This window comes from Maricaulis sp., assembly GCF_015665295.1.
Taxonomy (GTDB): Bacteria; Pseudomonadota; Alphaproteobacteria; order Caulobacterales; family Maricaulaceae; genus Maricaulis.
On record NZ_JADFAJ010000023.1, the window covers coordinates 72,581 to 97,822 of the forward strand.

Consider the following 25,242-nt stretch of genomic DNA (forward strand, 5'->3'; position numbering starts at 1 on the left):
AGAAGTGCGGGCGTGATAGACTTGCAGATGAGCTGGGGAGGCAGACATGACGGATAGCGAAACCCGGACGCGGCCGGCCAATGATCACCAGGGCACGCCCGTGGCCAGCGGGGTCACGCCGCACCTGACGACCAGGGACGCCCTCGCCGCCGTCAGGTTCTACAAGGCCGCCTTCGGCGCGGAGCTTGTTTTCTGCCAGATGGCGGAAGACGAGAAACGCGTCCTGCACGGCCACCTTGTGATCAATGGCGGCTCGGTCTTCCTGCATGATGATTTCCCGGAATATCGCGGCGGCGCCCTGGCGCCTGTTCCCGCGGGTATCGCCCTGCACATGCAGGTCGATGATATCGATGCCTGGTGGGATCGCGCGGTCCGGGCCGGTGCCGAGATCACCATGCCGCTGGCCGACATGTTCTGGGGCGACCGCTATGGCCAGCTCAAGGATCCCTGGGGCTATGTCTTGTCGCTCGCCGCCACGTCGGCACAAGCCGACAGGGAAGGTCCGCGATGAGCGACCCGCGGGACACCCATGCGCCGCCGACCAGCGGCGTGGCGCCCTATCTCAGCGTCCGCGATGGCGCCGCCGCGATCGACTTCTATGTCCGCGCCTTCGGGGCCGAACTGCTCGAGCGCTATGATTTCGAAGGCAAGCTTGGCCATGCCACGCTGCGCATCAATGAAGGCATCGTGATGCTGGCCGATGAATTCCCCCGGCACGAGGCGATGATCGGCAATGTCGCGCCACCAACGCTGGGCAATCGCACCACGTTCACGCTCAATCTCTATGTCACAGATGCCGACGCCTGGTTCGACCGCGCCGTCGCCGCGGGCGCAACAGTGGTCCGCCCGTGCCAGGACGAGTTCTTCGGTCGCCACGGCAAGGCCCGCGATCCGTTCGGCCATGTCTGGAGCTTCGTGGCGCTGAAACCCCACGAAACAGCACCTGGCTAGGCTAGTAGAGCCGCACCGAAGTCTCGAAGCGCTGGCCGCGCCGCTCGACAATGAGTGGCCACACCTGTTCGCCGTCATGGGCTGCCAGCACCTCGGCGACATCGTCGAGGGAATGAATGGGGATCCCCATCAACTCCACCAACTGATCACCGGGACGGAAGCCGAAGCGTCCGGCGACCGAGCGACGACCGACAGCGCTGACCACCACACCCCCGCGGAACGGATCGAGACCGACGCGTTCGTTGAAGGCCGGCGACAGGGTGACCATCGCCGCGCCTGACAGCGGATTGCGCCCGACGGCCTCGAACGGGTCCGGCTCGGCAATGCCCGGCGCCGGCTCGACGGCAACATTGAGGGAAATTTCCTCGCCATCACGCAGGACGGTGAAGACGGCATCATCGCCGGCCGCACGCGTGGCAAGACGGAACCGCGCGCCGGCCTCGTTGTTGACGGGCTGGCCGTCAATGGCGAGGACGATATCGCCCTGCATCAAGCCGGCCATGTCGGCCGCGGCTTGCGGGTAGATGTCATTGACCAGCGCACCGCGAGGCCGGCTGAGGCCGAACGCATCGGCAATATCACTGTCGACGGTCTGCAGCCGCGCGCCCAGCCAGGGCCGGATCAGCTCGCCCTCGCTCATCGCCGTATCGACGACGCGGGCGACCATCTCGACCGGAATGGCAAAACCGATCCCGTTCGAGCCACCCGAGCGAGAGAAGATCATCGTGTTCACACCGACCAGCTCGCCGTCCATGTCGACCAGTGCGCCGCCGGAATTGCCCGGATTGATCGCCGCATCGGTCTGGATGAAAGAGGCAAAATCGGTCTGCCCGACATCGGTTCGTGCCAGCGCCGACACAATGCCGGAGGTCACGGTCTGCCCGACGCCAAACGGATTGCCGATCGCCAGTACCAGGTCACCGACCTCGATATCACCGGAGCGGTCAAACGGCAGAACGGGCAGCGGTTCGTCGGTCTCGACGCGCAGGACGGCCAGGTCGGTGGCTTCATCGGTGAGCAGGATCACGGCCTCGTATTCGCGACGATCCGCGAGCACCACGCGCAGCTCGGTCGCACCGGCCACGACATGATTATTGGTCACGATGACGCCGGAGGCATCGACGATGACGCCGGAGCCCAGCGAATTCTGTTCACGCGGCTGGCTGCGGAACATGCGCGAGAAGAACGGGTCATTGGCGAACGGATGCTGATTGGCCGCCACGCGTCGCGAGTACACATTCACCACCGCCGGGGTCGCCTCGCGAACAACCGGTGCAAAGGACATCTGCATCCCGGCTCGGCTGGCGGGAATGATCCGGTCATCGGCGGCACCGGCAAGGTCGATCTCCTGGGCGGCCGCGGGCGCGGACGCGAGGAGGCAGGCAATTAGGACAGATCTGATCATGGCACCCATATAGGCTGGATTGCGGGCACGAAAAAGGCGGCCCTGCCGAAGCAAAGCCGCCCTTCCGTGAACTTGTGCTGACTGGAAGCTTACTCCTCAGTCATGCCGCCTTCTTCCTCGAGGCGCGCGCGGTCAGCGGCACCCTTGGCAGACGGGTCGCGGTCAACCAGCTCGATGACAGCCATCGGTGCATTGTCACCATGGCGGAAGCCGGCCTTGAGCACGCGGGTGTAACCACCATCGCGCTCGGAATAACGACCGCCGAGCGTGTCGAACAGTTTCTTGACCTGGTCCTCATTGCGGACCTTGGACATCGCCTGGCGACGGCCGTGCACGTCGCCGCGCTTGGCCAGCGTGATCAGCTTGTCCACGAACGGGGCCAGTTCCTTGGCTTTCGGCAAGGTGGTGACGATCTGTTCGTGCTCGATCAGCGAGGCAGCCATATTGGCCAGCATCGCCTTGCGGTGCGAATGGGTGCGGTTAAGCTTGCGGTGTGCGATGCCGTGACGCATGGCTTTATCTCCTCAGGTCCGGTTCAGGCGCCTCCCGGCGGCTGCCTAGACGTGATCCTCAAAACGTTTGGCGAGATCTTCGATGTTCTCCGGCGGCCAGTTCGGCGCTTCCATGCCAAGATGGAGACCCATCTGGGCAAGAACTTCCTTGATCTCATTAAGCGACTTGCGTCCGAAGTTCGGGGTACGGAGCATTTCCGCCTCGGACTTCTGAATCAGGTCACCGATGTAGACGATGTTGTCGTTCTTCAGGCAGTTCGCCGAACGCACCGACAGTTCCAGCTCGTCGACCTTGCGCAGCAGCGCCGGGTTGAAGTCGAGCTCGGGCTTGTCGTCCTCGGCCGGACGGGCCTCGACAGCCTCTTCGAAATTGATGAAGATCTGGAACTGGTCCTGGAGGATACGCGCGGCAAAGGCCACGGAATCTTCCGGGGTGACGGTTCCGTCCGTCTCAACTTCAAGCGTCAGCTTGTCATAGTCGAGAACCTGGCCCTCACGGGTGTTCTCGACCTTGTAGGACACCCGCTTGACCGGGCTGTACAGCGCATCAACACCAATCAGGCCGATCGGGGCGTCTTCCGGGCGGTTACGCTCGGAAGGAACATAGCCCTTGCCGGTATTGATGGTGAACTCCATGCGGATTTCCGCACCCTCGTCCAGCGTGCACAGGGCGAGGTCCTTGTTGACGATCTCGACGTCGGCCGTTTCCTCGATATCACCAGCGGTGACGATACCGGGGCCGGACTTCTTGAGCACGACACGCTTGGGACCTTCGCCATGCATGCGCAGGGCGATCTGCTTGATGTTCAGCACGATGTCGGTGACGTCTTCACGAACGCCGTCGATCGACGAAAACTCGTGGACGACGCCGTCGATGTGGACATTCGTCACTGCTGCACCCTGAAGCGAGGACAGCAGGACACGACGCAGCGCATTGCCCAGCGTCATGCCGAAGCCACGCTCCAGCGGCTCGGCGACAATCTTGGCTTGGCGCGCGGGATCATGTCCCGGCTCGATTTCCGGCTTCATCGGGCGGATGAGTTCTTGCCAGTTCTTCTCGATCACGTTCTTACTGCCCCTTCATCAGCCGTACGGGTTGGACCGCCGGCGCGTTCAACAGGCGAAATGCGCGCAGCGTACTAGACGCGGCGGCGCTTCGGCGGACGGCAACCGTTGTGCGGGATCGGTGTCACGTCCTGGATGGTGGTGATGGTGAAACCCACCGACTGCAACGCACGCAGCGCGCTTTCACGCCCCGAACCCGGACCGGAGACCTTCACTTCGATGGTCTTCATGCCGTGGTCCATCGCCTTCTTGCCGGCATCCTCAGCAGCCATCTGGGCCGCATAAGGGGTCGATTTGCGCGAACCCTTGAAGCCCATGTGACCGGCCGACGACCAGGAAATTGCATTTCCCTGGGCGTCCGTGATGGTCACCATGGTGTTGTTGAAGCTGGCACTCACGTGGGCAACGCCCGACGTGATGTTTTTGCGTTCACGCCGCTTAACGCGGCCTGTTTCCTTAGCCATTGGTCAGGACCCTACTTTTTCTTGCCGGCAATCGGCTTGGCGGGACCTTTGCGCGTACGCGCATTGGTGTGAGTGCGCTGGCCACGGACAGGCAGGCCACGACGGTGGCGCAGGCCACGGTAGTTGCCCAGGTCCATGAGGCGCTTGATGTTCACAGCCACGTCACGGCGCAGGTCCCCTTCCACCATGTGATCACGATCGATCACTTCGCGGATTTGCAGGACTTCCGCATCCGTCAGTTCACTGACTCGACGCTCGGGCGTGATGGAAACCTGCTCGCAGATCTCCTTCGCCTTGGCCGGGCCAATGCCGTGGATGTAGCGAAGCGCGATCTCTACGCGCTTATTCGTCGGAATATTGACGCCGGCAATACGGGCCACTTTCCATCTCCCAAATTCTGAACGCCATTCACGGACGGCCCAAGAGGCAACCTTTCGGTCGCCACTTCAGCTCGCCCGTTTCGCGAAGGGCGCTATCTACAGTCAGCGTTGCCACCCCGTCAATGGGGTTGCAACAGGTGTGTGTCACTTCTCTTCGAGCGCTGCAGCAATTCCTGCTGCAACCTCGTCCATGGATCCCATGCCGGGAACTTCCCGAATCTTGCCCGACCGGGCGTAAAACGGGATCAGCGGCGCGGTCTGATCCTGGTAGGCTTTCAGTCGTACTTTGAACGCGTCGATATTGTCATCGGCCCGTCCCTCTTCCGCCGCACGCTTTTCCATGCGTGCGACCAATTCAGAATCATCCACCAGCAGGCGGACAACGGCATCAACCCCGGCACCGCGCTTGGCCAGCGCCGCATCAAGAGCCTCTGCCTGGGCCACCGTACGCGGGAAACCGTCAAAGATGGCACCACCGGCCGCTTCGGCTTCCGGCAGTCTCTCCTCGATCAGCTCGATCACGATCTCGTCGGACACCAGATTTCCGGCATCCATGATCGCGGCCACCCGCTGGCCCAGTTCTGTTCCGGCCGCCTTGGCCTCGCGCAGCATGTCTCCGGTGGAGAGCTGCACCCAGCCGCGCTCTGTCACCAGTCGCTTGGATTGGGTGCCCTTGCCGCAGCCCGGCGGTCCGAACAGGATGATGTTCATCGTTTGCGTCCCCGCAGCTTCGACTTCTTGATCAGGCCTTCATACTGGTGAGCCAGCAGATGGGACTGAATCTGGGAAACCGTGTCCAGCGTCACCGAAACCACGATGAGCAGGGAGGTGCCGCCCAGCGCCGTCTGCGGATTGAGCAGCATCGGCACCATACAGATCAGGACCAGGTAGAGGGCCCCGATCAGGGTCAGGCGGGACAGGACGTAGTCGATGTATTCCGCGGTCCGCTTGCCGGGACGGATGCCCGGCAGGAAACCACCATACTTCCGCAGGTTCTCGGCCGTGTCTTCGGGATTGAAAACCACCGAGGTGTAGAAGAAGCAGAAAAAGATGATCATGGCGGCGTAGAGCACCATGAAGAGCGGCGCGCCCGGTCCGAGATAGGCCACGACCGTCTGCAGCCAGCCAGCGCCCGACTGGGCCTGGAAACTGGCCGCCGTTGCCGGCAGCAGCAGCAGGGACGAGGCAAAGATCGGCGGGATGACACCGGCCGTGTTCAGCTTGAGCGGCAGGAAGGAGGTGTCACCACCGACCATGCGATTGCCCTGCTGACGCTTGGGATACTGGACCAGAAGCCGGCGCTGCGAGCGCTCCATGAAAACCACCAGCAGGAGGCCGATGATGATCAGGACGGTACCGACCAGCAAGACAGTGCCATCACCCGTCGAAGACGCCTGCGACAAAGCCCCACCGATCACACCGGGAACGGCCGAAATAATGCCGGCAAAGATGATCAGCGAAACACCATTGCCAACCCCGCGCGCGGTGATCTGCTCGCCCAGCCACAACAGCAGCATGGTGGCGCCCACCAGGGTAATCACGGTCGATGCCAGGAAGAAGGGGCCCGGATTGAGCGCCAGTGCCACGCCTTCCGCATTCGGCGTATTCATGCCGATTGCGATCGCAAAGGCCTGCCCTGTCGCCAGGAAGACCGTGAGATAGCGGGTGTACTGGTTGATCTGCTGACGGCCCTGTTCGCCACCTTCCTTCTTCAGCTTTTCAAGGCTGGGAATGGTGGCAGACATCAGCTGCATGATGATCGAGGCCGAGATGTACGGCATCACATTGAGCACGAAGATCGCCATGCGTTCGACGGCACCGCCGCCCAGCATGTTGAACATGGACAGGATACCCTGCCCCTGCCCGCCCAGTGAATCGAACACGCGGGCGTATTCGGCCGGATTGATCCCCGGAATCGGCACGAAAGTACCAATCCGGTAGACAATCAGGATCCCGATCGTGAACAGGATGCGTTGCTGCAGCTCCTTCGCTTTCGCGAAGGAGCTAAAATTCATGTTCGCAGCAAGCTGTTCGGCAGCTGAAGCCATGAAGACGTCCTTAAAAGGTCGGCGTGAAGTCGCTTATTCCGCGGCGTCGTCGGCCACGGCGGTGAGGGTCACCTTGCCACCAGCCTTCTCGACGGCGGCAATCGCAGTCTTGGAGGCACCGGCAATGGTGATCTCTACTTTGGACTTGAGCTCGCCCTTCGCAAGGAGGCGGATGCCATCCAGCTGGCGACGGACCAGGCCCGCTGCCATCAGGACGTCGGCATCGATCGGCTTTTTCGCGTCGATCTTGCCTTCACTGATTGCCTTCTCGAGACGGCCGAGATTCACCTCTGCCCATGCCTTGCGGTTCGGCTTGTTGAAGCCCCGCTTCGGCAGACGCATGTGAAGCGGCATCTGACCGCCTTCAAAGCCCTTGATGGCCACACCCGAACGGGATTTCTGGCCCTTGACGCCACGACCACCGGTCTTGCCCTTGCCGGAACCGATACCACGGCCGACGCGGAAACGGTTCTTGGTCGCACCGTCATTGTCGCGCAATTCATTGAGACGCATGTCGTTCTCCATTCGATGGAGCGGTTTCCCCAAGGGGGACCTACTCCTCGACGATTTCCACCATGTGGCTGACCTTGGCAATCATGCCGCGGACAGACGGTGTGTCTTCCAGCTGACGCTCACGACCGATCTTGTTGAGACCGAGGCCGATAAGCGTGGCGCGCTGATCTTTGGGGCGGCGGATGGCGCTGCCCGTCTGGCGCACGCGGATGGTCTTGTTGGCCATTGTGTCCGGTCCTTACGCTTCGATCGCTTCCGGTGAGGACGCGCCGTCATCACGGCGGTTCACCAGATCACCGACCTTCAGACCACGCTTGGCAGCAACCGAGCGCGGGCTCGACTGCGACTTCAGCGCGTCCATGGTGGCGCGGATCATGTTGTACGGGTTGGACGTGCCAACCGACTTGGCAACCACATCCTGGACCCCGAGGGTTTCCAGCACGGCGCGCATCGGACCACCGGCGATAACACCGGTACCCGGAGGCGCTGCCCGCAGCACGACCTTGCCGGCGCCGTGACGGCCCTTGCCGTCATGGTGCAGGGTGCGGCCTTCGCGCAGCGGAACACGAACCATGTTTTTCTTGGCTTCGTCGGTCGCCTTGCGAATGGCTTCCGGCACTTCGCGTGCCTTGCCCTGTCCGAAGCCGACGCGGCCCTTGGTGTCACCGACGACGACGAGGGCTGCGAACTGGAAGTTCCGGCCACCCTTCACCGTCTTGGCGACGCGGTTGATGTGGACGAGCTTGTCGACGAGTTCGTCGTCACGCTCCTGGTCGCGGTCGCGGCCACGGCCGCGGCCACGGCCACGGTCACCGCGATCACCGCGGTCGCCGCGGTCACCGCCGCGCTGTTGCTCGTTTTGATGAGCCATACGTCCGCTCCCTTAGAAGTTCAGGCCGCCCTCGCGGGCCGCCTCTGCGAGCGCTTTGACACGCCCGTGAAAGATGTAACCGCCACGGTCGAAGACGACGTCCTTGACGCCTTCCTTGACAGCGCGCTCGGCGATCAGCTTGCCGACGATCTCGGCAGCCTTCGTGTCGCAACCCTTGCCATGCTCCTTTTGAGCGGCATCCTCGAGCGAGGAGGCAGCGACGACCGTCTTGCCCGACACATCGTCGATGATCTGGGCATAGATGTTCTTCGAAGACCGGTAGACCGACAGCCGCGGACGGCCGTTGGCGAACTTGCGCAGACGGATCCGGTTGCGCTGGGCGCGACGGACCGATTTTTCGCGTTGAGTTTTCATCGCTCGCCCTACTTCTTCTTGCCTTCTTTGCGGCGGATGTACTCGCCGACATATTTGATGCCCTTGCCCTTGTAGGGCTCCGGCGGACGGAAGCGGCGGATCTCGGCGGCCGTCTGGCCAACGCGCTGCTTGTCAGCGCCCGTGATCTTCACTTCGGTCGGCTTGCCGACCTCGATCGTGATGCCCTGCGGCGCGTCATAGATGACGTCATGCGACAGACCCAGCGACAGCTTCAGGGACGAGCCCTGCATCTGCGCGCGGTAACCGACGCCGACCAGCTCGAGATTTTTCTCGTAGCCAGCCGTGACACCCTGAACCAGGTTGGCGACCAGGGCACGTTGCATGCCCCACATCGCGCGGGCCTTCTTGGTCTCGTCGCGCGGCTTGATGACAATGCCATCTTCGCCCTGCTCGACATTTACCTCATCCACGAAGGTCATGGACAGCTCGCCCTTGGGACCCTTGACGGTCAGCGCCGTGTCCGTGAGCGTCATCGTGACACCGCCGGGAATGGCTACCGGGAGTTTACCGATACGTGACATTGGTTCGCTCCCTTAGCTGACGTGACAGAGGATCTCGCCGCCCACATTGGACTCGCGAGCAGTCGAATCCGACATCACACCCTTGGGGGTGGACAGGATTGCGATGCCGAGGCCGTTCTGGACGAGCGGAAGGTCCTTGACGCCTGAATAGACGCGGCGGCCCGGCTTGGAGATACGCTTGATCTCCGAAATGACCGAGTCACCTTCGAAATACTTGAGTTCGATCTCGAACTCTTTCATGCCGGAAGCGTGTTCCACTTCCGCGTAATCGCGGATGTAGCCTTCCGACTTGAGAACGTCGAGCACGCGGCGGCGCAAGGCCGAGGCCGGCGTGTTGACGGTCCGCTTGTTGCGCATCAGCGCATTGCGGATACGGGTCAGCATATCGCCGAGAGGATCGTTCACAGACATCTTTTCGTCTCCTCTCTTACCAGCTCGACTTGACCATGCCCGGGACAAGACCCTGGCTGGCGTAGTCACGCAGCGCGATACGCGACATGCGGAGCTTGCGATAGAAAGCACGCGGACGGCCGGTGATCTCACACCGGTTCCGAATGCGGGTAACCGCCGAATTACGCGGCAGTTCAGCCAGTTTCAGCTGCGCAGCAAAGCGCTCCTCGACCGGCAGATCCTTGTTACGAGCAATCGCCTTGAGCTGCTCACGCTTGGCCGCATAACGCTTGGCCAGGCGCGCACGCTTCAGGTTGCGCTCGATTGCGGAAGTTTTCGCCATTTAAGTCCTCCTGCGTGCAAAGCCCGAACGGCTTTGCTCTCCTGCTGCGTCAGTTCGTAAAGGGGAAATCGAACTCGGCCAGCAGGGCCTTCGCTTCCTCATCATTGCCTGCGGTCGTGCAGACAACGATATCCATACCCCGGATTTTCTCGACCTTGTCGTAGTCGATTTCCGGGAACACGATATGTTCCTTGAGACCCATCGCGTAATTGCCGCGACCGTCGAAGCTCTTACCATTGAGCCCGCGGAAGTCACGCACACGCGGCAGGGCGATCGTGATCAGGCGGTCCAGGAATTCGTACATACGATCCTGGCGCAGGGTCACTTTCGCGCCAATCACCTGCTCCTCGCGGAGCTTGAAGCCCGCGATGGACTTCTTGGCGACCGTCTTGACCGGCTTCTGGCCGGAAATGGCTTCGAGATCTTCCAGGGCACCCTTGATCTTCTTGGAGTCCTGGGAAGCCTCACCGACGCCCATGTTGATCACGATCTTGTCGAGACGCGGGATCTGCAGGTCGTTGGCATAGCCGAATTTTTCCTTCATCGCCTTACGAATTGCTTCGTTGTACTTGGCGCGAAGGCGTGGGGTGTAAGTGGCGGTATCAGACATCGATAACCTCGCCCGAGCTCTTGGCGATGCGGACCTTCTTGCCGTCTTCAATCTTGAAGCCGACACGAGTTGCCTCGCCGGTTTTCGGATCAGCCACGGCCACGTTCGAGACGTGGATCGAGGCTTCCTTTTCCTTGATGCCGCCCTGGTCGGTCTGGGTCGCACGCGTGTGGCGCTTGACCACGTTCACGCCGGCCACAATGACACGGTCCTCGGTCGGCAGGACCTTGGTGACTTCGCCGGTCTTGCCTTTGTCACGGCCGGCGAGAATGACGACCTTGTCGCCCTTCTTGATCTTGGCAGCCATTACAGCACCTCCGGCGCCAGCGACACGATCTTCATGTGGTTCTTGGCGCGAAGTTCGCGCGGAACCGGCCCGAAGATACGCGTGCCGAGCGGCTCGTTGTTATTATTGATAATCACAGCCGCGTTGCCATCAAAGCGAATGACGGAACCGTCCTTGCGCTTGATGTCCTTGGCCACGCGAACGACGACGGCCTTGCGGACGTCACCCTTCTTCACACGGCCACGCGGGATGGCTTCCTTGACGGACACCACAATGATGTCGCCGACGTGGGCATAGCGACGCTTGGCACCGCCAAGCACCTTGATGCACTGAACACGACGGGCGCCAGAATTGTCTGCCACGTCCAGATTGGTCTGCATCTGGATCATTGAAGATCCTCCTTAGGACAGGTGGGGTCCTTCCGCGGGGCTTACGCCTCGACGGTGACCACCTCCCACCGCTTCAATTTCGACTTGGGTGCACATTCCTGAATCTGGACCTGGTCACCCACCTTGAACGCATTGGCTTCGTCATGCGCATGGTAGCGCTTGGTACGACGGACCGTCTTGCGCAGCAGCGGGTGGAGGAAAGTCCGTTCCACACGCACCACGATGGTCTTGGCACCTTTGTCACTTACCACGACGCCTTGCAGGATACGCTTCGGCATCGCTAGCTCCCTTGCTCTTGCTGCGACTTGCGCTCGCTTTGAACGGTCCGGATACGCGCGACATCGCGGCGGATCTGGGCGTAGCGGGCGGTATTTTCCATCTGGCCGGAGGCCTGCTGGAACCGCAGATTGAATTGCTCTTGCTTCAGCTTGAGGAGCGAGTCCTTAAGCTGGTCTTCGGTCATGGCCCGAACGTCGACGGCGCTAAGTTCTTTCTTGCTCATCTCCGCTCTCCCTATTCGCCCAACCGGGCGACGACTTTGGTCTTGATCGGCAGCTTGGCAGCGCCGAGCGCCAGGGCCTCACGTGCGACAGCGTCGGGAACCCCGTCGATCTCGAACATGATGCGGCCCGGCTTGACCTTGCAGGCCCAGAATTCCGGAGAACCCTTGCCCTTACCCATCCGGACTTCGGTCGGTTTCTTGGAAACCGGCACATCCGGGAAGATGCGGATCCACACGCGGCCGGCCCGCTTCATGTGGCGGGTGATGGCACGGCGGGTCGCTTCGATCTGACGCGCAGTGACGCGTTCCGGCTCAAGCGCCTTGAGACCGTAGGAGCCGAAGTTCAGCGTAAAGCCACCCTTCGCAGCACCCTTGATACGGCCCTTGTGCGCCTTGCGGAATTTCGTGCGTTTCGGTTGCAGCATGGCTGAATTCCTTACGCGGCTTGGCGGCCCGAACGGGCGCGCTGCTCACCCGACTCCTGGAGACGGCGCTCCTGGGCATTCGGGTCGTGTTCCATGATTTCGCCTTTGTAGATCCAGACCTTGATGCCGATGATACCCATCGCGGTCTTGGCTTCGGCGGTTCCGTAGTCGATGTCGGCGCGCAGCGTATGAAGCGGCACGGAGCCCTCATTATACTGCTCGGTGCGGGCAATTTCCGCACCACCGAGACGACCGCCGCAGACGATCTTGCAGCCCTTGGCGCCCATGCGCATCGCCGACTGCATCGAACGCTTCATCGCGCGGCGGAAAGCCACACGGCGCTCGAGTTGCTGGGCGATGGACTCGGCCACCAGGGTGGCGTCGATTTCCGGCTTGCGCACTTCAACGAGGTTCAGGAAAACCTCGCCGTCGACCATTTTCGACAACTCCTTGCGGAGCGTCTCGATGTCCGAACCCTTCTTGCCGATCACCACACCCGGACGCGCCGTGTGGACGGTGACGCGGCACTTCTTGTGCGGGCGTTCAATGACGATTTTCGACACGCTGGCATTCTTCAGACGCTCTTTGAGCATCTTCCGGATCTTGATGTCTTCATGCAGCAGCTTGGCGTATTCGCCAGCGCCGGCATACCAGCGGGATTCCCAGGTACGGTTGACGCCAAGGCGCAGACCGATCGGATTTACTTTCTGACCCATCAGGCGGCCTCCTCGACTTCGCGCACCACGATGGTGAGCTCGGAAAACGGCTTCAGGATCTTTGCGCCGCGTCCGCGTGCACGGGCCCGAAAGCGTTTCATGACCAGGTTCTTGCCGACGAAGGCTTCCGACACGACGAGGCTGTCGATATCCAGGCCGTGATTGTTCTCGGCGTTGGCGATCGCAGATTCGAGCGCTTTCTTGACGTCCTTGGAAATACGCTTGCGCGAGAATTCCAGGTCAGCCAGGGCGCGCTCGACCTTCTTGCCGCGGATCATCGCGGCAACCAAGTTCAGCTTTTGCGGGCTGATGCGGATCATCCGCAGCTTGGCGCGCGCTTCGTTGTCAGCGACGCGACGGGGATTGGTAGACTGTCCCATCGCTTATCTCCGCTTGGCTTTTTTGTCCGCAGCGTGACCGTAATAGGTCCGCGACGGAGAGAACTCACCGAGCTTGTGGCCGACCATGTCTTCGGTCACGAGCACAGGCACGAACTTGTTGCCGTTGTGAACCTGGAATGTCAGGCCCACAAACTGCGGCATGATGGTGGAACGGCGCGACCAGGTCTTGATCGCTTGCTTGCGTCCGCCCTCGTGCGACTTTTCCGCTTTTTTCAGCAGATAGCCGTCGACGAACGGACCTTTCCAGACAGAGCGAGGCATCGTCTGCTCCCTATCGCTTCTTGCGCTCGTGGCGCGAGCGGATGATGAACTTGTCGGTCGACTTGTTCTTGCGTGTCTTGGCACCCTTGGTCGGCTTGCCCCATGGCGTCACCGGATGGCGACCACCAGAGGTACGGCCCTCACCACCACCATGCGGGTGATCAACCGGGTTCATGACAACACCGCGAACAGACGGACGCTTGCCAAGATGGCGGTTGCGACCGGCCTTGCCGAGATTGATGTTGAGGTGGTCCGGGTTGGAAACCGCACCGACCGTCGCCATGCACTTGTCCGAGACCATGCGCAGTTCGCCCGAAGCCAGACGGATCTGGGCGTAGCCGGCATCGCGGCCGACGAGCTGGACATAGGCGCCGGCGGACCGGGCGATCTGACCACCCTTCTCCGGCTTCATCTCGACATTGTGAAGGATCGTACCGACCGGCACGGCCTTCAGCGGCATGGCATTGCCCGGCTTCACGTCAGCCTTGGCCGACGCGATGACCGTATCGCCTTCGGAAAGGCGCTGCGGAGCCAGGATGTAGGCCTTTTCGCCGTCCTCATACTGGATGAGGGCGATGAAGGCCGTCCGGTTCGGATCATATTCCAGACGCTCGACGGTCGCGGGGATGTCCCACTTGCGGCGCTTGAAATCGACCAGACGGTAGAGGCGTTTCGCGCCACCACCACGCCGGCGGGCCGTGATACGGCCCATATTGTTGCGCCCACCTTTTTTGGTGAGGCCTTCGACCAGTGTCTTCTCAGGGCGTCCCTTGTGCAGGGCGGAGCGATCCACCAGCACGAGGGCACGGCGGCCCGGAGAGGTCGGTTTGAATGTTTTCAAAGCCATCTTACAGACCCGTCGTCACGTCGATCGAGTGACCCTCTGCGAGAGTCACGACCGCTTTCTTCTGGTCATTGCGGCGTCCGGCAATACCCCGGAACCGCTTCGTCTTGCCGTGAACCTTGATGGTGTTCACCGCCGTCACCTTCACCTTGAAGAGGGACTCGACCGCGTCCGCGATCTCCTTCTTGTTGGCGGAGAGCGGCACGAAGAAGACGACCTTGCTTTCTTCCGAAAGCAGGGTGGACTTCTCGGTGATCACCGGGCTCAGGATCGTGTCGTAATGGCGCGCAGCAGCCGACATCTTATGCCTCCTTCGCGCTGAGGCGGGCGTGGATCTGTTCCACGGCAGCCTTGGTCAGCACCAGGGTGTCGCGACGCAGCACGTCATAAACATTCAGGCCCTGGGCGGGCAGAACGTCGATGCACGGCAGGTTGCGAGCCGCCTTGGCAAAATTCTCGTTCACTTCGGTGCCAGAGATGACCAGGGCATTGGAAATGCCAAGGCCCTGGAACGAAGCGCGGAGCGCTTTCGTCTGCGGCGCATCCAGAGCGGCATCATCGATGATGATGAGCGATTTGGAGCCGAGCTTGGCGGACAGCGCATGACGCAGGCCCAGCGCACGAACCTTCTTGGGAAGCTCGTGGGCGTGACTGCGAACGCGCGGGCCGTGAGCCTTGCCGCCGCCGACGAATTGCGGCGCAGAACGGGCACCGTGACGGGCCGTACCGCCGCCCTTCTGGCGACCGAAACGCTTCTTGGTCCGATTGATTTCGGAGCGGCCGAGCGTCTTGTGTGTGCCTTGCTGACGGGCGGCCAGCTGCCACTTCACAACACGCTGCAGGAGGTCGGAGCGCACCTCTTCAATGCCGAAGACGGCATCGTCGAGATCGATGGCACCGGCGTCCTTCGCCGCGAGGGTTTTGACCTCGATCTTCATGCTTGCGTTCCTTCTTCACCGTCAGCCGCAGCTTCCGGGGCCGCGTTGTCGGCGTCAGCCGGAGCAGCCTCGTTCTCAACCGTTTCGGTCTGAGCCGGTGCGTTCAGTTCGTCCAGCGTGCGGAACTTGCCCGGGATCGGGAGTTCGCTATCGCCATGACCCTTGATTGCATCACGCAGCTCGACCCAGCCGCCCGCCGAGCCGGGCACAGCGCCCTTGACCAGGACGATGCCGCGATCGGCGTCAACACGGACGACTTCGATATTTTGCGTGGTCACGCGGACAGCGCCCATGTGACCGGCCATTTTCTTGCCCTTGAAGACCTTGCCCGGATCCTGGCACTGGCCGGTCGAACCATGCGAACGGTGCGAGATTGACACACCGTGCGAGGCACGAAGGCCGCCAAAACCGTGGCGCTTCATGGCACCTGCAAAACCCTTACCAATCGAGATGCCGGCGACATCCACTTTCTGGCCGGGGACGAAGTGGTCCGCGGTCAGCTCGGAGCCGACTTCGATCAGCGCGTCTTCTGCAACGCGGAATTCGACCAGCTTGCGCTTGGGCGCAACCTTGGCCTTGGCGAAGTGACCGCGCAGCGCCTTCGGCGTCCGCTTGGCCTTGGCTTCACCGGCACCGAGCTGGAGTGCGACATAACCATCCCGGTCGGCGGTCTTGTGAGACACGACCTGGACATTGTCCATGTGCAGCACCGTGCAGGGCACGTGCGAGCCGTCTTCGGCGAAAATACGCGTCATGCCCAGCTTGCGGGCAATCACGCCTGTTCTGCGATCTTCCTGGCGCATAACCCTACGCTCCCAGCTTGATCTCGACGTCCACGCCGGCCGACAGGTCGAGCTTCATCAGCGCGTCCACGGTTTGCGGAGTGGGGTCGACAATGTCCAGAAGGCGTTTGTGCGTCCGGATCTCGAACTGCTCGCGCGACTTCTTGTCGATGTGCGGCGAGCGCAGCACCGTGAATTTCTCGATACGCGTCGGCAGCGGAATCGGACCACGGACGTTGGCGCCCGTGCGCTTGGCTGTCGAAACGATCTCCCGGGTGGAATTATCCAGAACCCGGTGATCGAACGCCTTCAGGCGAATGCGGATGTTTTGACGTTCCATCAAACCGATCCCGTTTCTTAACTTTCAAAAAGAGCAAACCGGGGCGGATACCTGCGGCACCGCCCCGGTCGGATGAGTAGTCTACTCGATGATTTTCGAGACGACGCCGGCGCCGACGGTGCGGCCGCCTTCACGGATAGCGAAGCGGAGCTTCTCTTCCATGGCGATCGGCACGATCAGCTCGACATTCATTTCGACATTGTCGCCCGGCATCACCATTTCCGTGCCTTCGTTCAGCGTCACGACGCCGGTGACGTCGGTCGTGCGGAAGTAGAATTGCGGACGGTAATTGGTGAAGAACGGGGTGTGACGGCCGCCCTCTTCCTTCGTCAGGATATAGGCTTCTGCCACAAACTTCTTGTGCGGGGTGATCGAGCCCGGCTTGGCCAGAACCTGGCCACGCTCGACACCTTCACGGTCCACGCCGCGCAGCAGCACGCCGACATTGTCGCCGGCCTGGCCCTGGTCGAGCAGCTTGCGGAACATTTCAACGCCGGTGCAGGTCGTCTTCGAGGTGTCACGGACACCCACGATTTCGATCTCTTCACCAACCTTCACGACACCACGCTCGATACGGCCGGTCACAACCGTGCCGCGGCCCGAGATCGAGAACACGTCCTCGATCGGCATCAGGAAGGGCTGGTCGATCGGACGCTCCGGCGTCGGGATGTATTCGTCGACAGCCGCCATCAGCTCAAGGATCTTGTCCTTGCCGATGTGATCGTCGCGCTTCTCGACAGCCGCCAGAGCCGAACCCGCCACGATCGGCAGATCGTCGCCCGGGAACTCGTAGGAGGACAGAAGTTCGCGAACTTCCATCTCGACCAGCTCGAGCAGCTCTTCATCGTCAACCTGGTCAACCTTGTTCAGGAAGACAACAAGGGCCGGAACGCCAACCTGGCGCGCCAGAAGAATGTGCTCGCGGGTCTGCGGCATCGGGCCGTCAGCCGCGTTCACAACCAGGATAGCGCCGTCCATCTGCGCCGCACCCGTGATCATGTTCTTCACATAGTCAGCGTGGCCCGGGCAATCAACGTGGGCGTAGTGACGGTTGGCCGTCTCGTATTCAACGTGAGCCGTCGAAATCGTGATACCGCGCGCCTTCTCTTCCGGCGCACTGTCAATCTCGTCATAACCCTTTGCGACACCGCCGGATGATTCCGCCAGTACCATCGTGATCGCAGCCGTCAGCGTCGTCTTGCCATGGTCAACGTGACCAATCGTGCCGATGTTCGCGTGCGGCTTGGTGCGCTCAAACTTTTCCTTCGCCATGATCTCGCTCCGAAATCCGTGTGTTCGTTGTTTTACTGTGACCAGAGGTCCGCTTAGGCGGACTTGGCGATGACTTCTTGTTCGACGGCCTTGGGTACCGCCTCGTAGTGATCGAAAAGCATCGTGAACTGCGCCCGGCCCTGGGTCGCAGACCGCAGGTTGTTGACGTAGCCGAACATGTTCGCAAGCGGCACCATCGCGTTCACGACGGTGGCGTTGCCACGCATTTCCTGACCGGCGATCTGACCCCGACGGGAGTTCAGGTCACCAATGACACCACCGGTGTACTCGTCAGGCGTCACGACCTCGACCTTCATGATCGGCTCGAGAAGCTTCGGGGCACAATGCGCCTTGGCTTCGCGGAATGCCGCGCGAGCGGCGATCTCGAAGGCGAGAACACTGGAGTCGACGTCGTGATAGGCGCCGTCCACCAGGGTGGCCTGGACGTCGATCACCGGGAAACCGGCAATCAGGCCGCCATCCATGACGGACTTGAGGCCCTTTTCAACGCCCGGGATATATTCCTTGGGCACCGAACCACCGACGATCTTGCTCTCAAAGACGAAGCCCGAACCGGATTCACCCGGCGCGAATTCAATCTTGACGCGGGCGAACTGGCCCGAACCGCCGGACTGCTTCTTGTGCGTGTAGTCGACAAGACCAGCCTGGCCGAGCGATTCACGGTACGCCACCTGCGGCGCGCCAACATTGGCCTCGACCTTGAACTCGCGACGCATGCGGTCGACGAGAATGTCGAGGTGAAGCTCACCCATGCCGGCGATGATGGTCTGGCCGGATTCCTCGTCCGTCTTCATGCGGAAGGACGGATCCTCGGCAGCCAGGCGCTGCAGGGCGATGCCAAGCTTCTCCTGGTCGGCCTTCGACTTCGGCTCGATGGCCAGCTCGATAACCGGATCCGGGAATTCCATGCGCTCGAGGATGACCGGCTTCATCGGATCACACAGCGTGTCACCCGTGGTCGTGTCCTTGAGGCCTGCAATCGCGACGATATCGCCGGCGAAGCATTCCTTGATGTCCTCACGCGAATTGGAGTGCATCTGCAGCATGCGGCCAATGCGTTCCTTCTTGTCCTTCACCGTGTTGAGAAGGGACCCGCCCGTCTCGAGGTGACCGGAATACATCCGGCAGAAGGTCAGCGAGCCGACAAAGGGATCGTTCATGATCTTGAAGGCGAGCAGCGAGGTCGGCTCATCGTCCGAAGCCTTGCGAACCACTTCTTCCTCGGTCTTGAAATCGATACCCTTGATCGCCGGAACCTCGGTCGGGTTCGGCAGGAAATCGACAACAGCATCGAGCAGGGGCTGGACGCCCTTGTTCTTGAAGGCGGTGCCGCAGAGGATCGGATTGAACGCCAGGCTGACACAGCCCTTGCGGATCAGCGACTTGAGCATGTCAATGGAGGGCTCTTCACCTTCCAGATACGCTTCCATGGCCGCTTCATCGAGCTCGACAGCCGTCTCGACCAGCATCTCGCGATACTCGGCAGCCTTGTCGGCGAGCTCAGGACGAATGTCCAGAACTTCCCACTCGGCGCCCAGGCCCTCGCCCTTCCAGACCAGTTCCTTCATGATCAGGAGATCGATGACGCCCTCGAACTCGGTTTCCGAGCCGATCGGCAGCTGGACGCACAGCGGCTTGGCGCCGAGTCGGTCCTCGATCATCTTCACGCAGTTGTAAAAATCGGCGCCGAGCTTGTCCATCTTGTTGACGAACACCATACGCGGAACCTTGTACCGGTCGGCCTGACGCCAAACGGTCTCGGTCTGCGGCTCAACACCGGCATTGGCGTCCAGGCAGCACACGGCGCCATCGAGAACACGCAGCGAACGCTCGACTTCGATCGTGAAGTCGACGTGGCCGGGCGTGTCGATGATGTTCAGGCGCTTGCCGTTCCAGAAACAGGTCGTCGCAGCCGAGGTGATCGTGATGCCACGCTCCTGCTCCTGCTCCATCCAGTCCATGGTGGCGGCACCATCGTGCACTTCACCAATCTTGTGGGACTTGCCGGTGTAATAGAGGATCCGCTCGGTCGTCGTCGTCTTCCCGGCATCGATGTGAGCCATGATGCCGAAATTGCGGTAGTCCTCGATTTTGTAGTCGCGGGCCATTTGTATCGGGTCCTTGGTACGGGTCAGAGCCTGTAAGGGGTTACCAGCGGTAGTGCGAGAAGGCGCGGTTGGCTTCCGCCATCCGGTGCGTGTCTTCACGCTTCTTGACGGCGGTACCGCGATTGGCGGCAGCATCCATCATTTCAGCAGCAAGACGCTCGCGCATCGTGTTTTCATTGCGGCCGCGCGCAGCACCCGTCAGCCAGCGAATGGCCAGGGCTTTCTTGCGCTCGGCGCGGACTTCAACGGGCACCTGATAGGTCGCACCACCAACGCGGCGGGAGCGGACCTCGACCTCAGGGGCCACATTGTCCAGGGCATCGTGGAAGACGCGGATCGGCTCGCGCTTCAGCTTCTCTTCGACAATCTCGAGAGCGCCATAGACAATGCGCTCGGCGACGGATTTTTTGCCGTCGAGCATGATGTAGTTCATGAACTTGGTGAGATCGCGATCTCCGAACTTGGGGTCCGGAAAAATCTCGCGTTTCTCTGCGCGGTGACGACGCGACATGAACGTCTCCCTTACTTAGGACGCTTGGCGCCGTATTTCGAACGGCGTTGCTTGCGGTCCTTGACGCCCTGGGTATCCAGAACGCCGCGAAGAATGTGATAGCGGACACCCGGAAGGTCCTTCACGCGACCACCGCGGATAAGGACAACTGAGTGTTCCTGCAAATTGTGACCCTCACCCGGGATATAGCTCACAACTTCGTGCCCGTTGGTCAGACGCACTTTGGCGACTTTCCGCAAGGCCGAGTTCGGCTTTTTCGGGGTCGTGGTATAGACGCGCGTGCAGACACCACGGCGCTGCGGGCAAGCCTGCAGGGCCGGCACCTTGTTGCGCTTCGGCTTGTCTTTTCGCGGCTTGCGAATGAGCTGGTTGATTGTTGGCATCCCGCTCTAATCCGTTCCTAATCTCAACAACCACGCCCCCCAGCATGTTGAAATGCTGATGGACGCAAAGAATGACCCCGACGTCCGAACACAAGGCTCGCACGGCGGCGTCAGGGGTTTTTCCGTTACCGTGGACGACGTCTAACCGCGTGGGTTACGGCCCGTCCTTCAAACGAGCGCGGAAACTACGCACGCGACTCGCATTCGTCAAGCGCTTGTTCAGAGGTTTTCTGAGGCGCCCCGGCCCAGTATCAGCCGATACAAAAAGGCCGCCGGTCTCCCGGCGGCCTTTTCTTTGTCATTACAGGGATATCGCCCCTGAATTGAGCTAGTTCGCGCCCTCTTCAGCCGCCATTTCCTCAGCAGCTGCCTCGGCAATTTCGGTCGGAAGACCCTCTGCCTCGACCGCCGCTTCGCGCTCGGCGAGCATGTCCGCATCCAGATCATCAGCGATGGCCTGGTACTGGCGCATGATGGAGCCGGTGCCGGCGGGAATCAGGCGACCGACAATGACATTCTCCTTGAGCCCCTCGAGCGTGTCTTCCTTGCCCTGGACCGCCGCCTCGGTGAGGACGCGGGTGGTTTCCTGGAAGGAGGCCGCCGAGATGAAGGAGCGGGTCTGCAGCGAGGCCTTGGTGATACCCAGCAGGACAGGGTCACCGGTCGCCATGCGCTTGCCCTCGGCCTCGAGACGCTCATTGGTCTCGATGAACTCGATCTTGTCGACCTGTTCAGCGGCCAGATAGGTGCTGTCACCCGGATCCTTGACCTCGATCTTCTGCAGCATCTGGCGAACGATCGTTTCGATGTGCTTGTCGTTGATCGGCACGCCCTGCAGTCGGTAGACCTCCTGGATCTCGTCGATCAGGTAGTTGGCCAGGGCCGGGACGCCCAGGATCGCCAGGATGTCGTGCGGCGCGGGGTGACCGTCGAGCAGGTATTCGCCCTTCTGGATCACATCGCCTTCCTGGCAGGTCAGGTGCTTGCCCTTGGGAACCAGGTATTCGACCTTCTCGGCATCATCGCCCTCCGGAACAATCGCGATACGGCGCTTGTTCTTGTAGTCGCGGCCGAACTCGACCCGCCCCGTGATCTCGGCGATGACGGCGTGATCCTTGGGACGACGGGCTTCGAACAGTTCCGCAACGCGCGGCAGACCACCGGTGATGTCCCGGGTCTTGGCGCCTTCGGTCGGGATACGGGCGACGATGTCACCCGGACGAACCGTATCGCCATCGGCGACCGAGAGGATGGCGCCAACGGCGAGCATGTAGCTGGCCGTGGAACCGGAGGAGAGCTTGATCGGCTCGCCATTCTCGTCCTGCACGACAATCGTCGGCTGCAGGGCGTTGGCCTTGGCCGAACCGCGCCAGTCGATGACCACCTTAGAGGCGATACCGGTGGCTTCATCGGTCTCTTCCTTCACCGACACGCCTTCGGCGATGTCGACGAATTTGACCTTGCCGCCGACTTCCGAGACGACCGGGGCCGTATACGGGTCCCACTCGCCCAGACGCTGGCCGCGGACGGTCTTGTCGCCTTCCTTGACCTTCAGCTTGGTGCCGTAGCCCAGCTTGTAGCTCTCGCGCTCCTTGCCTTCGCTGTCGACGATGAGCAGCTGCATGTTGCGCGACAGGGCGATGAGATCGCCGTCGGAATTGGTCACGGTCGACGGGTTCTTGAAGGTCACATGACCTTCCGAACCGGCTTCGATGAAGGACTGCTCGGAGACCTGGGCCGTACCGCCGATGTGGAAGGTCCGCATCGTCAGCTGGGTGCCCGGCTCACCGATCGACTGGGCGGCGATAACGCCGACAGCTTCACCGATATTGACGCGGGTACCGCGGGCCAGGTCGCGACCATAACAGGTCGCACAGACACCGACGCGGGTCTCACAGGTCAGGGGCGAACGGGCCCAGACAGACTGGACGCCGGCCATCTCGATCGCCAGGGCGAGGTCTTCGTCGATATAGGTGTCGGCCGCACAGATCACTTCGCCGGTCGCCGGATCCTTGACTTCCTGGGCCAGGGTCCGGCCAAGGATGCGCTGTTCCAGCGACACAACGACATCACCGCCATCAACAACCGCGGAAATCTCGAAGCACTCGGAGGTGCCGCAATCTTCCTCGGTGATGATGCAGTCCTGGGCGACATCGACGAGACGGCGGGTCAGGTAACCCGAGTTGGCCGTCTTCAGGGCGGTGTCGGCCAGACCCTTGCGGGCGCCGTGGGTAGAGTTGAAGTATTCAAGGACGGTCAGGCCTTCCTTGAAGTTCGAGATGATCGGCGTCTCGATGATCTCGCCGGACGGCTTGGCCATCAGGCCGCGCATGCCGGCCAGCTGCTTCATCTGGTTCTTGGAACCCCGAGCACCGGAGTGGGCCATCATGTAGACCGAGTTCACTTCCGACGTCCGGCCATCGGCGCCGATCGTCGTCTTGGAAATCTCGTCCATCATGGCGTCAGCGACGTTGTCCGTACACTTGGCCCAGGCATCAACGACCTTGTTGTACTTCTCACCCTTGGTGATCAGACCGTCGACATATTGCTGCTCATAGTCCGACACCATGTCGCGGGTCGCCCCGACCAGGTCGGCCTTGGCGTCCGGGATCAGCATGTCGTCCTTGCCGAAGGAAATGCCGGCCTTGGCCGCTTCCTTGAAGCCGAGGCCCATGATCTGGTCACAGAAGATGACCGTCGCCTTCTGGCCGCAGTGGCGATAGACCTGATCGATCAGACCACCGATGGCCTTCTTGGTCAGGAGCTCGCCAATGAGCTCGGGCTGCATTTTCGCGTGCTTGGGCAGAAGATCGACAATCATCTTCCGGCCTGGCGTGGTCTCGATCACCTTGGTGATCGGATTGCCTTCGACATCAATGCCTTCCCAACGCGCCTTGATCTTGGTGTGCAGGGTGACGACGTCCGACTCCAGAGCCGCTTCCAGCTCGGCCCGGCTGCCGAAGGCCATGCCCTCACCCGGCTCCTTGTCCTTTGCGATGGACAGGTAGTACAGGCCCAGCACGATATCCTGCGACGGCACGATGATCGGCTTGCCATTGGCCGGCGAGAGGATGTTGTTGGTCGACATCATCAGCGTGCGCGCTTCCAGCTGGGCTTCCAGCGAGAGTGGCACGTGAACAGCCATCTGGTCGCCGTCGAAGTCGGCGTTGAAGGCCGCACAGACGAGCGGGTGAAGCTGGATGGCCTTGCCTTCGATCAGCTTCGGCTCAAATGCCTGGATGCCGAGACGGTGCAGCGTCGGCGCCCGGTTCAGCATGACCGGGTGCTCGCGGATGACCTCGTCGAGCACGTCCCAGACTTCCGGACGCTCTTTCTCGACCAGCTTCTTGGATTGCTTGACCGTGCCGGACAGGCCCTTGGCGTCGAGACGCGCATAGATGAAGGGCTTGAACAGCTCGAGCGCCATCTTCTTGGGCAGGCCGCACTCGTGCAGTTTGAGATCGGGACCAACAACGATGACCGAACGGCCGGAATAGTCGACGCGCTTGCCGAGCAGGTTCTGCCGGAAGCGACCCTGCTTGCCCTTGAGCATGTCGGACAGCGACTTCAGCGGGCGCTTGTTGGCACCGGTGATGACGCGGCCGCGACGGCCATTGTCGAACAGGGCATCGACGGATTCCTGCAGCATCCGCTTTTCGTTGCGGATGATGATGTCCGGCGCGCGCAATTCGATCAGGCGCTTGAGGCGGTTGTTGCGGTTGATGACGCGGCGATAGAGATCATTGAGATCCGACGTCGCGAAACGGCCGCCATCAAGCGGCACGAGCGGACGCAGTTCCGGCGGAATGACCGGAATGACGGTCATGATCATCCACTCCGGGCGATTGCCCGAAGACTGGAAGTTTTCCATCAGCTTGAGACGCTTGGCATACTTCTTCAGCTTCAGCTCGGAGCCGGTTTCCTTCATGTCCTCACGGACCTTGGCGCACTCGGCTTCCAGATCCATGTTGATGAGGATTTCGCGGACCGCTTCAGCGCCGATGCCGGCCGTGAAGGCGTCTTCGCCATATTCGTCCTGCGCTTCCATATACTCTTCTTCCGAGAGCAGCTGGAACGGCTGGAGCGGGGTCAGGCCCGGTTCAATGACGACATAATTCTCGAAGTAGAGAACACGTTCGACATCCTTCAGCGCCATGTCGAGGATCATGGCGATCCGCGACGGCAGCGACTTCAGGAACCAGATGTGGGCGACCGGAGCAGCCAGCTCGATGTGACCCATGCGCTCGCGACGGACGCGGGCCAGGGTGACTTCAACGCCGCACTTCTCGCAGACGATGCCCTTGTACTTGATGCGCTTGTACTTGCCGCACAGGCACTCATAGTCTTTCACCGGCCCGAAGATGCGGGCGCAGAACAGACCGTCGCGCTCCGGCTTGAAGGTCCGGTAGTTGATGGTCTCGGGTTTTTTCACTTCGCCGAAGGACCAGGAGTGGATTTTCTCCGGGCTGGCCAGGGCAATGCGGATCCGGTCGAAGGACGGGCCTTCGGCAGCCGGATTGAAGATGTTCATGACGTCGTGATTCATGTCGCCGTCTCCCAAAAGGGGCAAGCGGGACAGGGAAGCCCTGCCCCG

Annotated in this window: 35 protein-coding genes; 2 read left to right on the plus strand and 33 right to left on the minus strand. The window is 61.5% G+C overall.

Going from position 1 to position 25,242, the window contains the following annotated elements; all coding sequences use genetic code 11:
- Window positions 1-46: 46 nt before the first annotated feature.
- Together QZZ02_RS11075 and QZZ02_RS11080 are read left to right on the plus strand one after the other, a co-directional pair.
- On the plus strand, window positions 47-511 hold the full coding sequence (locus tag QZZ02_RS11075) for a VOC family protein (protein ID WP_291844478.1): 465 nt from the start codon (window positions 47-49) through the stop codon (window positions 509-511).
- Entirely contained in the window at window positions 508-951 is a 444-nt protein-coding gene (locus QZZ02_RS11080) for a VOC family protein (protein WP_291844481.1), read from the plus strand. The genes QZZ02_RS11075 and QZZ02_RS11080 overlap by 4 nt, the downstream gene beginning before the upstream one ends.
- Before the next feature lies 1 nt (window position 952).
- Here QZZ02_RS11080 and QZZ02_RS11085 read toward each other — a convergent pair whose 3' ends face one another.
- The 33 genes from QZZ02_RS11085 to rpoC form a co-directional block, all read right to left on the minus strand.
- Window positions 953-2,356, minus strand: a complete 1,404-nt coding sequence (locus tag QZZ02_RS11085) for a Do family serine endopeptidase (RefSeq protein WP_291844484.1) — start codon at window positions 2,354-2,356, stop codon at window positions 953-955.
- Window positions 2,357-2,445: 89 nt separating this feature from the next.
- The gene (rplQ, locus tag QZZ02_RS11090; RefSeq protein ID WP_075190856.1) at window positions 2,446-2,868 is read right to left on the minus strand and encodes a 50S ribosomal protein L17; all 423 of its coding nucleotides are present in this window, start codon (window positions 2,866-2,868) and stop codon (window positions 2,446-2,448) included.
- A 45-nt stretch (window positions 2,869-2,913) separates the two neighbouring features.
- Window positions 2,914-3,933, minus strand: a complete 1,020-nt coding sequence (locus tag QZZ02_RS11095; protein ID WP_011643709.1) for a DNA-directed RNA polymerase subunit alpha — start codon at window positions 3,931-3,933, stop codon at window positions 2,914-2,916.
- A gap of 74 nt (window positions 3,934-4,007) precedes the next feature.
- On the minus strand, window positions 4,008-4,397 hold the full coding sequence (rpsK, locus tag QZZ02_RS11100) for a 30S ribosomal protein S11 (protein WP_291844491.1): 390 nt from the start codon (window positions 4,395-4,397) through the stop codon (window positions 4,008-4,010).
- An 11-nt stretch (window positions 4,398-4,408) separates the two neighbouring features.
- A complete protein-coding gene (gene rpsM, locus QZZ02_RS11105) occupies window positions 4,409-4,777 on the minus strand; it encodes a 30S ribosomal protein S13 (RefSeq protein WP_291844495.1) in 369 nt (122 codons plus the stop codon).
- Window positions 4,778-4,921: 144 nt separating this feature from the next.
- Window positions 4,922-5,488: an adenylate kinase gene (locus QZZ02_RS11110; protein WP_291844498.1), complete on the minus strand. Its 567-nt coding sequence runs from the start codon at window positions 5,486-5,488 to the stop codon at window positions 4,922-4,924.
- On the minus strand, window positions 5,485-6,825 hold the full coding sequence (gene secY / locus QZZ02_RS11115; protein ID WP_366511529.1) for a preprotein translocase subunit SecY: 1,341 nt from the start codon (window positions 6,823-6,825) through the stop codon (window positions 5,485-5,487). The genes QZZ02_RS11110 and secY overlap by 4 nt, the downstream gene beginning before the upstream one ends.
- A 33-nt stretch (window positions 6,826-6,858) precedes the next feature.
- Window positions 6,859-7,338 carry a 50S ribosomal protein L15 gene (rplO, locus tag QZZ02_RS11120; RefSeq protein WP_291844501.1) on the minus strand — a complete coding sequence of 160 codons (480 nt, stop codon included), beginning with the start codon at window positions 7,336-7,338 and terminating at the stop codon, window positions 6,859-6,861.
- A gap of 40 nt (window positions 7,339-7,378) precedes the next feature.
- Window positions 7,379-7,564: a 50S ribosomal protein L30 gene (rpmD, locus tag QZZ02_RS11125; RefSeq protein ID WP_291844503.1), complete on the minus strand. Its 186-nt coding sequence runs from the start codon at window positions 7,562-7,564 to the stop codon at window positions 7,379-7,381.
- A gap of 12 nt (window positions 7,565-7,576) precedes the next feature.
- Window positions 7,577-8,209: a 30S ribosomal protein S5 gene (gene rpsE / locus QZZ02_RS11130; protein ID WP_291844505.1), complete on the minus strand. Its 633-nt coding sequence runs from the start codon at window positions 8,207-8,209 to the stop codon at window positions 7,577-7,579.
- 12 nt (window positions 8,210-8,221) lie between these two features.
- On the minus strand, window positions 8,222-8,584 hold the full coding sequence (gene rplR, locus QZZ02_RS11135; protein ID WP_291844508.1) for a 50S ribosomal protein L18: 363 nt from the start codon (window positions 8,582-8,584) through the stop codon (window positions 8,222-8,224).
- A gap of 8 nt (window positions 8,585-8,592) precedes the next feature.
- A complete protein-coding gene (gene rplF / locus QZZ02_RS11140) occupies window positions 8,593-9,126 on the minus strand; it encodes a 50S ribosomal protein L6 (RefSeq protein ID WP_291844510.1) in 534 nt (177 codons plus the stop codon).
- A gap of 12 nt (window positions 9,127-9,138) precedes the next feature.
- Window positions 9,139-9,537, minus strand: a complete 399-nt coding sequence (gene rpsH, locus QZZ02_RS11145) for a 30S ribosomal protein S8 (RefSeq protein WP_075190864.1) — start codon at window positions 9,535-9,537, stop codon at window positions 9,139-9,141.
- A 16-nt stretch (window positions 9,538-9,553) separates the two neighbouring features.
- Window positions 9,554-9,859 (minus strand): 30S ribosomal protein S14, encoded by a 306-nt coding sequence (gene rpsN / locus QZZ02_RS11150; RefSeq protein ID WP_291844513.1) that lies wholly within the window; start codon window positions 9,857-9,859, stop codon window positions 9,554-9,556.
- A 49-nt stretch (window positions 9,860-9,908) separates the two neighbouring features.
- The gene (gene rplE, locus QZZ02_RS11155; RefSeq protein WP_291844515.1) at window positions 9,909-10,469 is read right to left on the minus strand and encodes a 50S ribosomal protein L5; all 561 of its coding nucleotides are present in this window, start codon (window positions 10,467-10,469) and stop codon (window positions 9,909-9,911) included.
- Window positions 10,462-10,776, minus strand: coding sequence for a 50S ribosomal protein L24 (gene rplX / locus QZZ02_RS11160; protein WP_291844518.1), 315 nt, complete (start codon window positions 10,774-10,776; stop codon window positions 10,462-10,464). Before rplX ends, rplE begins: the two co-directional genes overlap by 8 nt.
- A complete protein-coding gene (rplN, locus tag QZZ02_RS11165) occupies window positions 10,776-11,144 on the minus strand; it encodes a 50S ribosomal protein L14 (RefSeq protein WP_291844520.1) in 369 nt (122 codons plus the stop codon). Before rplN ends, rplX begins: the two co-directional genes overlap by 1 nt.
- Window positions 11,145-11,185: 41 nt before the next feature.
- Window positions 11,186-11,422, minus strand: coding sequence for a 30S ribosomal protein S17 (gene rpsQ, locus QZZ02_RS11170; RefSeq protein ID WP_047162728.1), 237 nt, complete (start codon window positions 11,420-11,422; stop codon window positions 11,186-11,188).
- A gap of 2 nt (window positions 11,423-11,424) precedes the next feature.
- Window positions 11,425-11,646, minus strand: coding sequence for a 50S ribosomal protein L29 (rpmC, locus tag QZZ02_RS11175; RefSeq protein WP_291844525.1), 222 nt, complete (start codon window positions 11,644-11,646; stop codon window positions 11,425-11,427).
- Window positions 11,647-11,657: 11 nt separating this feature from the next.
- The gene (gene rplP, locus QZZ02_RS11180; RefSeq protein ID WP_291844528.1) at window positions 11,658-12,071 is read right to left on the minus strand and encodes a 50S ribosomal protein L16; all 414 of its coding nucleotides are present in this window, start codon (window positions 12,069-12,071) and stop codon (window positions 11,658-11,660) included.
- Window positions 12,072-12,082: 11 nt separating this feature from the next.
- Entirely contained in the window at window positions 12,083-12,787 is a 705-nt protein-coding gene (gene rpsC / locus QZZ02_RS11185; RefSeq protein ID WP_291844532.1) for a 30S ribosomal protein S3, read from the minus strand.
- Window positions 12,787-13,167 carry a 50S ribosomal protein L22 gene (gene rplV, locus QZZ02_RS11190; RefSeq protein ID WP_291844534.1) on the minus strand — a complete coding sequence of 127 codons (381 nt, stop codon included), beginning with the start codon at window positions 13,165-13,167 and terminating at the stop codon, window positions 12,787-12,789. Before rplV ends, rpsC begins: the two co-directional genes overlap by 1 nt.
- 3 nt (window positions 13,168-13,170) lie before the next feature.
- Window positions 13,171-13,449, minus strand: coding sequence for a 30S ribosomal protein S19 (rpsS, locus tag QZZ02_RS11195; RefSeq protein WP_011643729.1), 279 nt, complete (start codon window positions 13,447-13,449; stop codon window positions 13,171-13,173).
- A 10-nt stretch (window positions 13,450-13,459) separates the two neighbouring features.
- On the minus strand, window positions 13,460-14,296 hold the full coding sequence (rplB, locus tag QZZ02_RS11200; RefSeq protein WP_075190873.1) for a 50S ribosomal protein L2: 837 nt from the start codon (window positions 14,294-14,296) through the stop codon (window positions 13,460-13,462).
- Between the two features lies 1 nt (window position 14,297).
- On the minus strand, window positions 14,298-14,594 hold the full coding sequence (locus QZZ02_RS11205; RefSeq protein WP_291844539.1) for a 50S ribosomal protein L23: 297 nt from the start codon (window positions 14,592-14,594) through the stop codon (window positions 14,298-14,300).
- A 1-nt stretch (window position 14,595) separates the two neighbouring features.
- Window positions 14,596-15,231 (minus strand): 50S ribosomal protein L4, encoded by a 636-nt coding sequence (rplD, locus tag QZZ02_RS11210; protein WP_291844541.1) that lies wholly within the window; start codon window positions 15,229-15,231, stop codon window positions 14,596-14,598.
- A complete protein-coding gene (gene rplC / locus QZZ02_RS11215) occupies window positions 15,228-16,034 on the minus strand; it encodes a 50S ribosomal protein L3 (RefSeq protein WP_366511530.1) in 807 nt (268 codons plus the stop codon). Before rplC ends, rplD begins: the two co-directional genes overlap by 4 nt.
- Before the next feature lie 4 nt (window positions 16,035-16,038).
- Window positions 16,039-16,353: a 30S ribosomal protein S10 gene (gene rpsJ / locus QZZ02_RS11220; protein WP_011643734.1), complete on the minus strand. Its 315-nt coding sequence runs from the start codon at window positions 16,351-16,353 to the stop codon at window positions 16,039-16,041.
- An 81-nt stretch (window positions 16,354-16,434) separates the two neighbouring features.
- Window positions 16,435-17,625: an elongation factor Tu gene (tuf, locus tag QZZ02_RS11225; protein ID WP_291844543.1), complete on the minus strand. Its 1,191-nt coding sequence runs from the start codon at window positions 17,623-17,625 to the stop codon at window positions 16,435-16,437.
- Window positions 17,626-17,678: 53 nt separating this feature from the next.
- Window positions 17,679-19,754: an elongation factor G gene (gene fusA / locus QZZ02_RS11230; RefSeq protein ID WP_291844546.1), complete on the minus strand. Its 2,076-nt coding sequence runs from the start codon at window positions 19,752-19,754 to the stop codon at window positions 17,679-17,681.
- Window positions 19,755-19,794: 40 nt separating this feature from the next.
- On the minus strand, window positions 19,795-20,265 hold the full coding sequence (gene rpsG / locus QZZ02_RS11235) for a 30S ribosomal protein S7 (RefSeq protein ID WP_291844548.1): 471 nt from the start codon (window positions 20,263-20,265) through the stop codon (window positions 19,795-19,797).
- Window positions 20,266-20,276: 11 nt separating this feature from the next.
- Complete coding sequence (rpsL, locus tag QZZ02_RS11240) at window positions 20,277-20,648, minus strand: 30S ribosomal protein S12 (protein ID WP_011643738.1); 372 nt, start codon at window positions 20,646-20,648, stop codon at window positions 20,277-20,279.
- 328 nt (window positions 20,649-20,976) lie between these two features.
- Complete coding sequence (gene rpoC, locus QZZ02_RS11245; RefSeq protein ID WP_291844550.1) at window positions 20,977-25,194, minus strand: DNA-directed RNA polymerase subunit beta'; 4,218 nt, start codon at window positions 25,192-25,194, stop codon at window positions 20,977-20,979.
- Window positions 25,195-25,242: the final 48 nt, after the last annotated feature.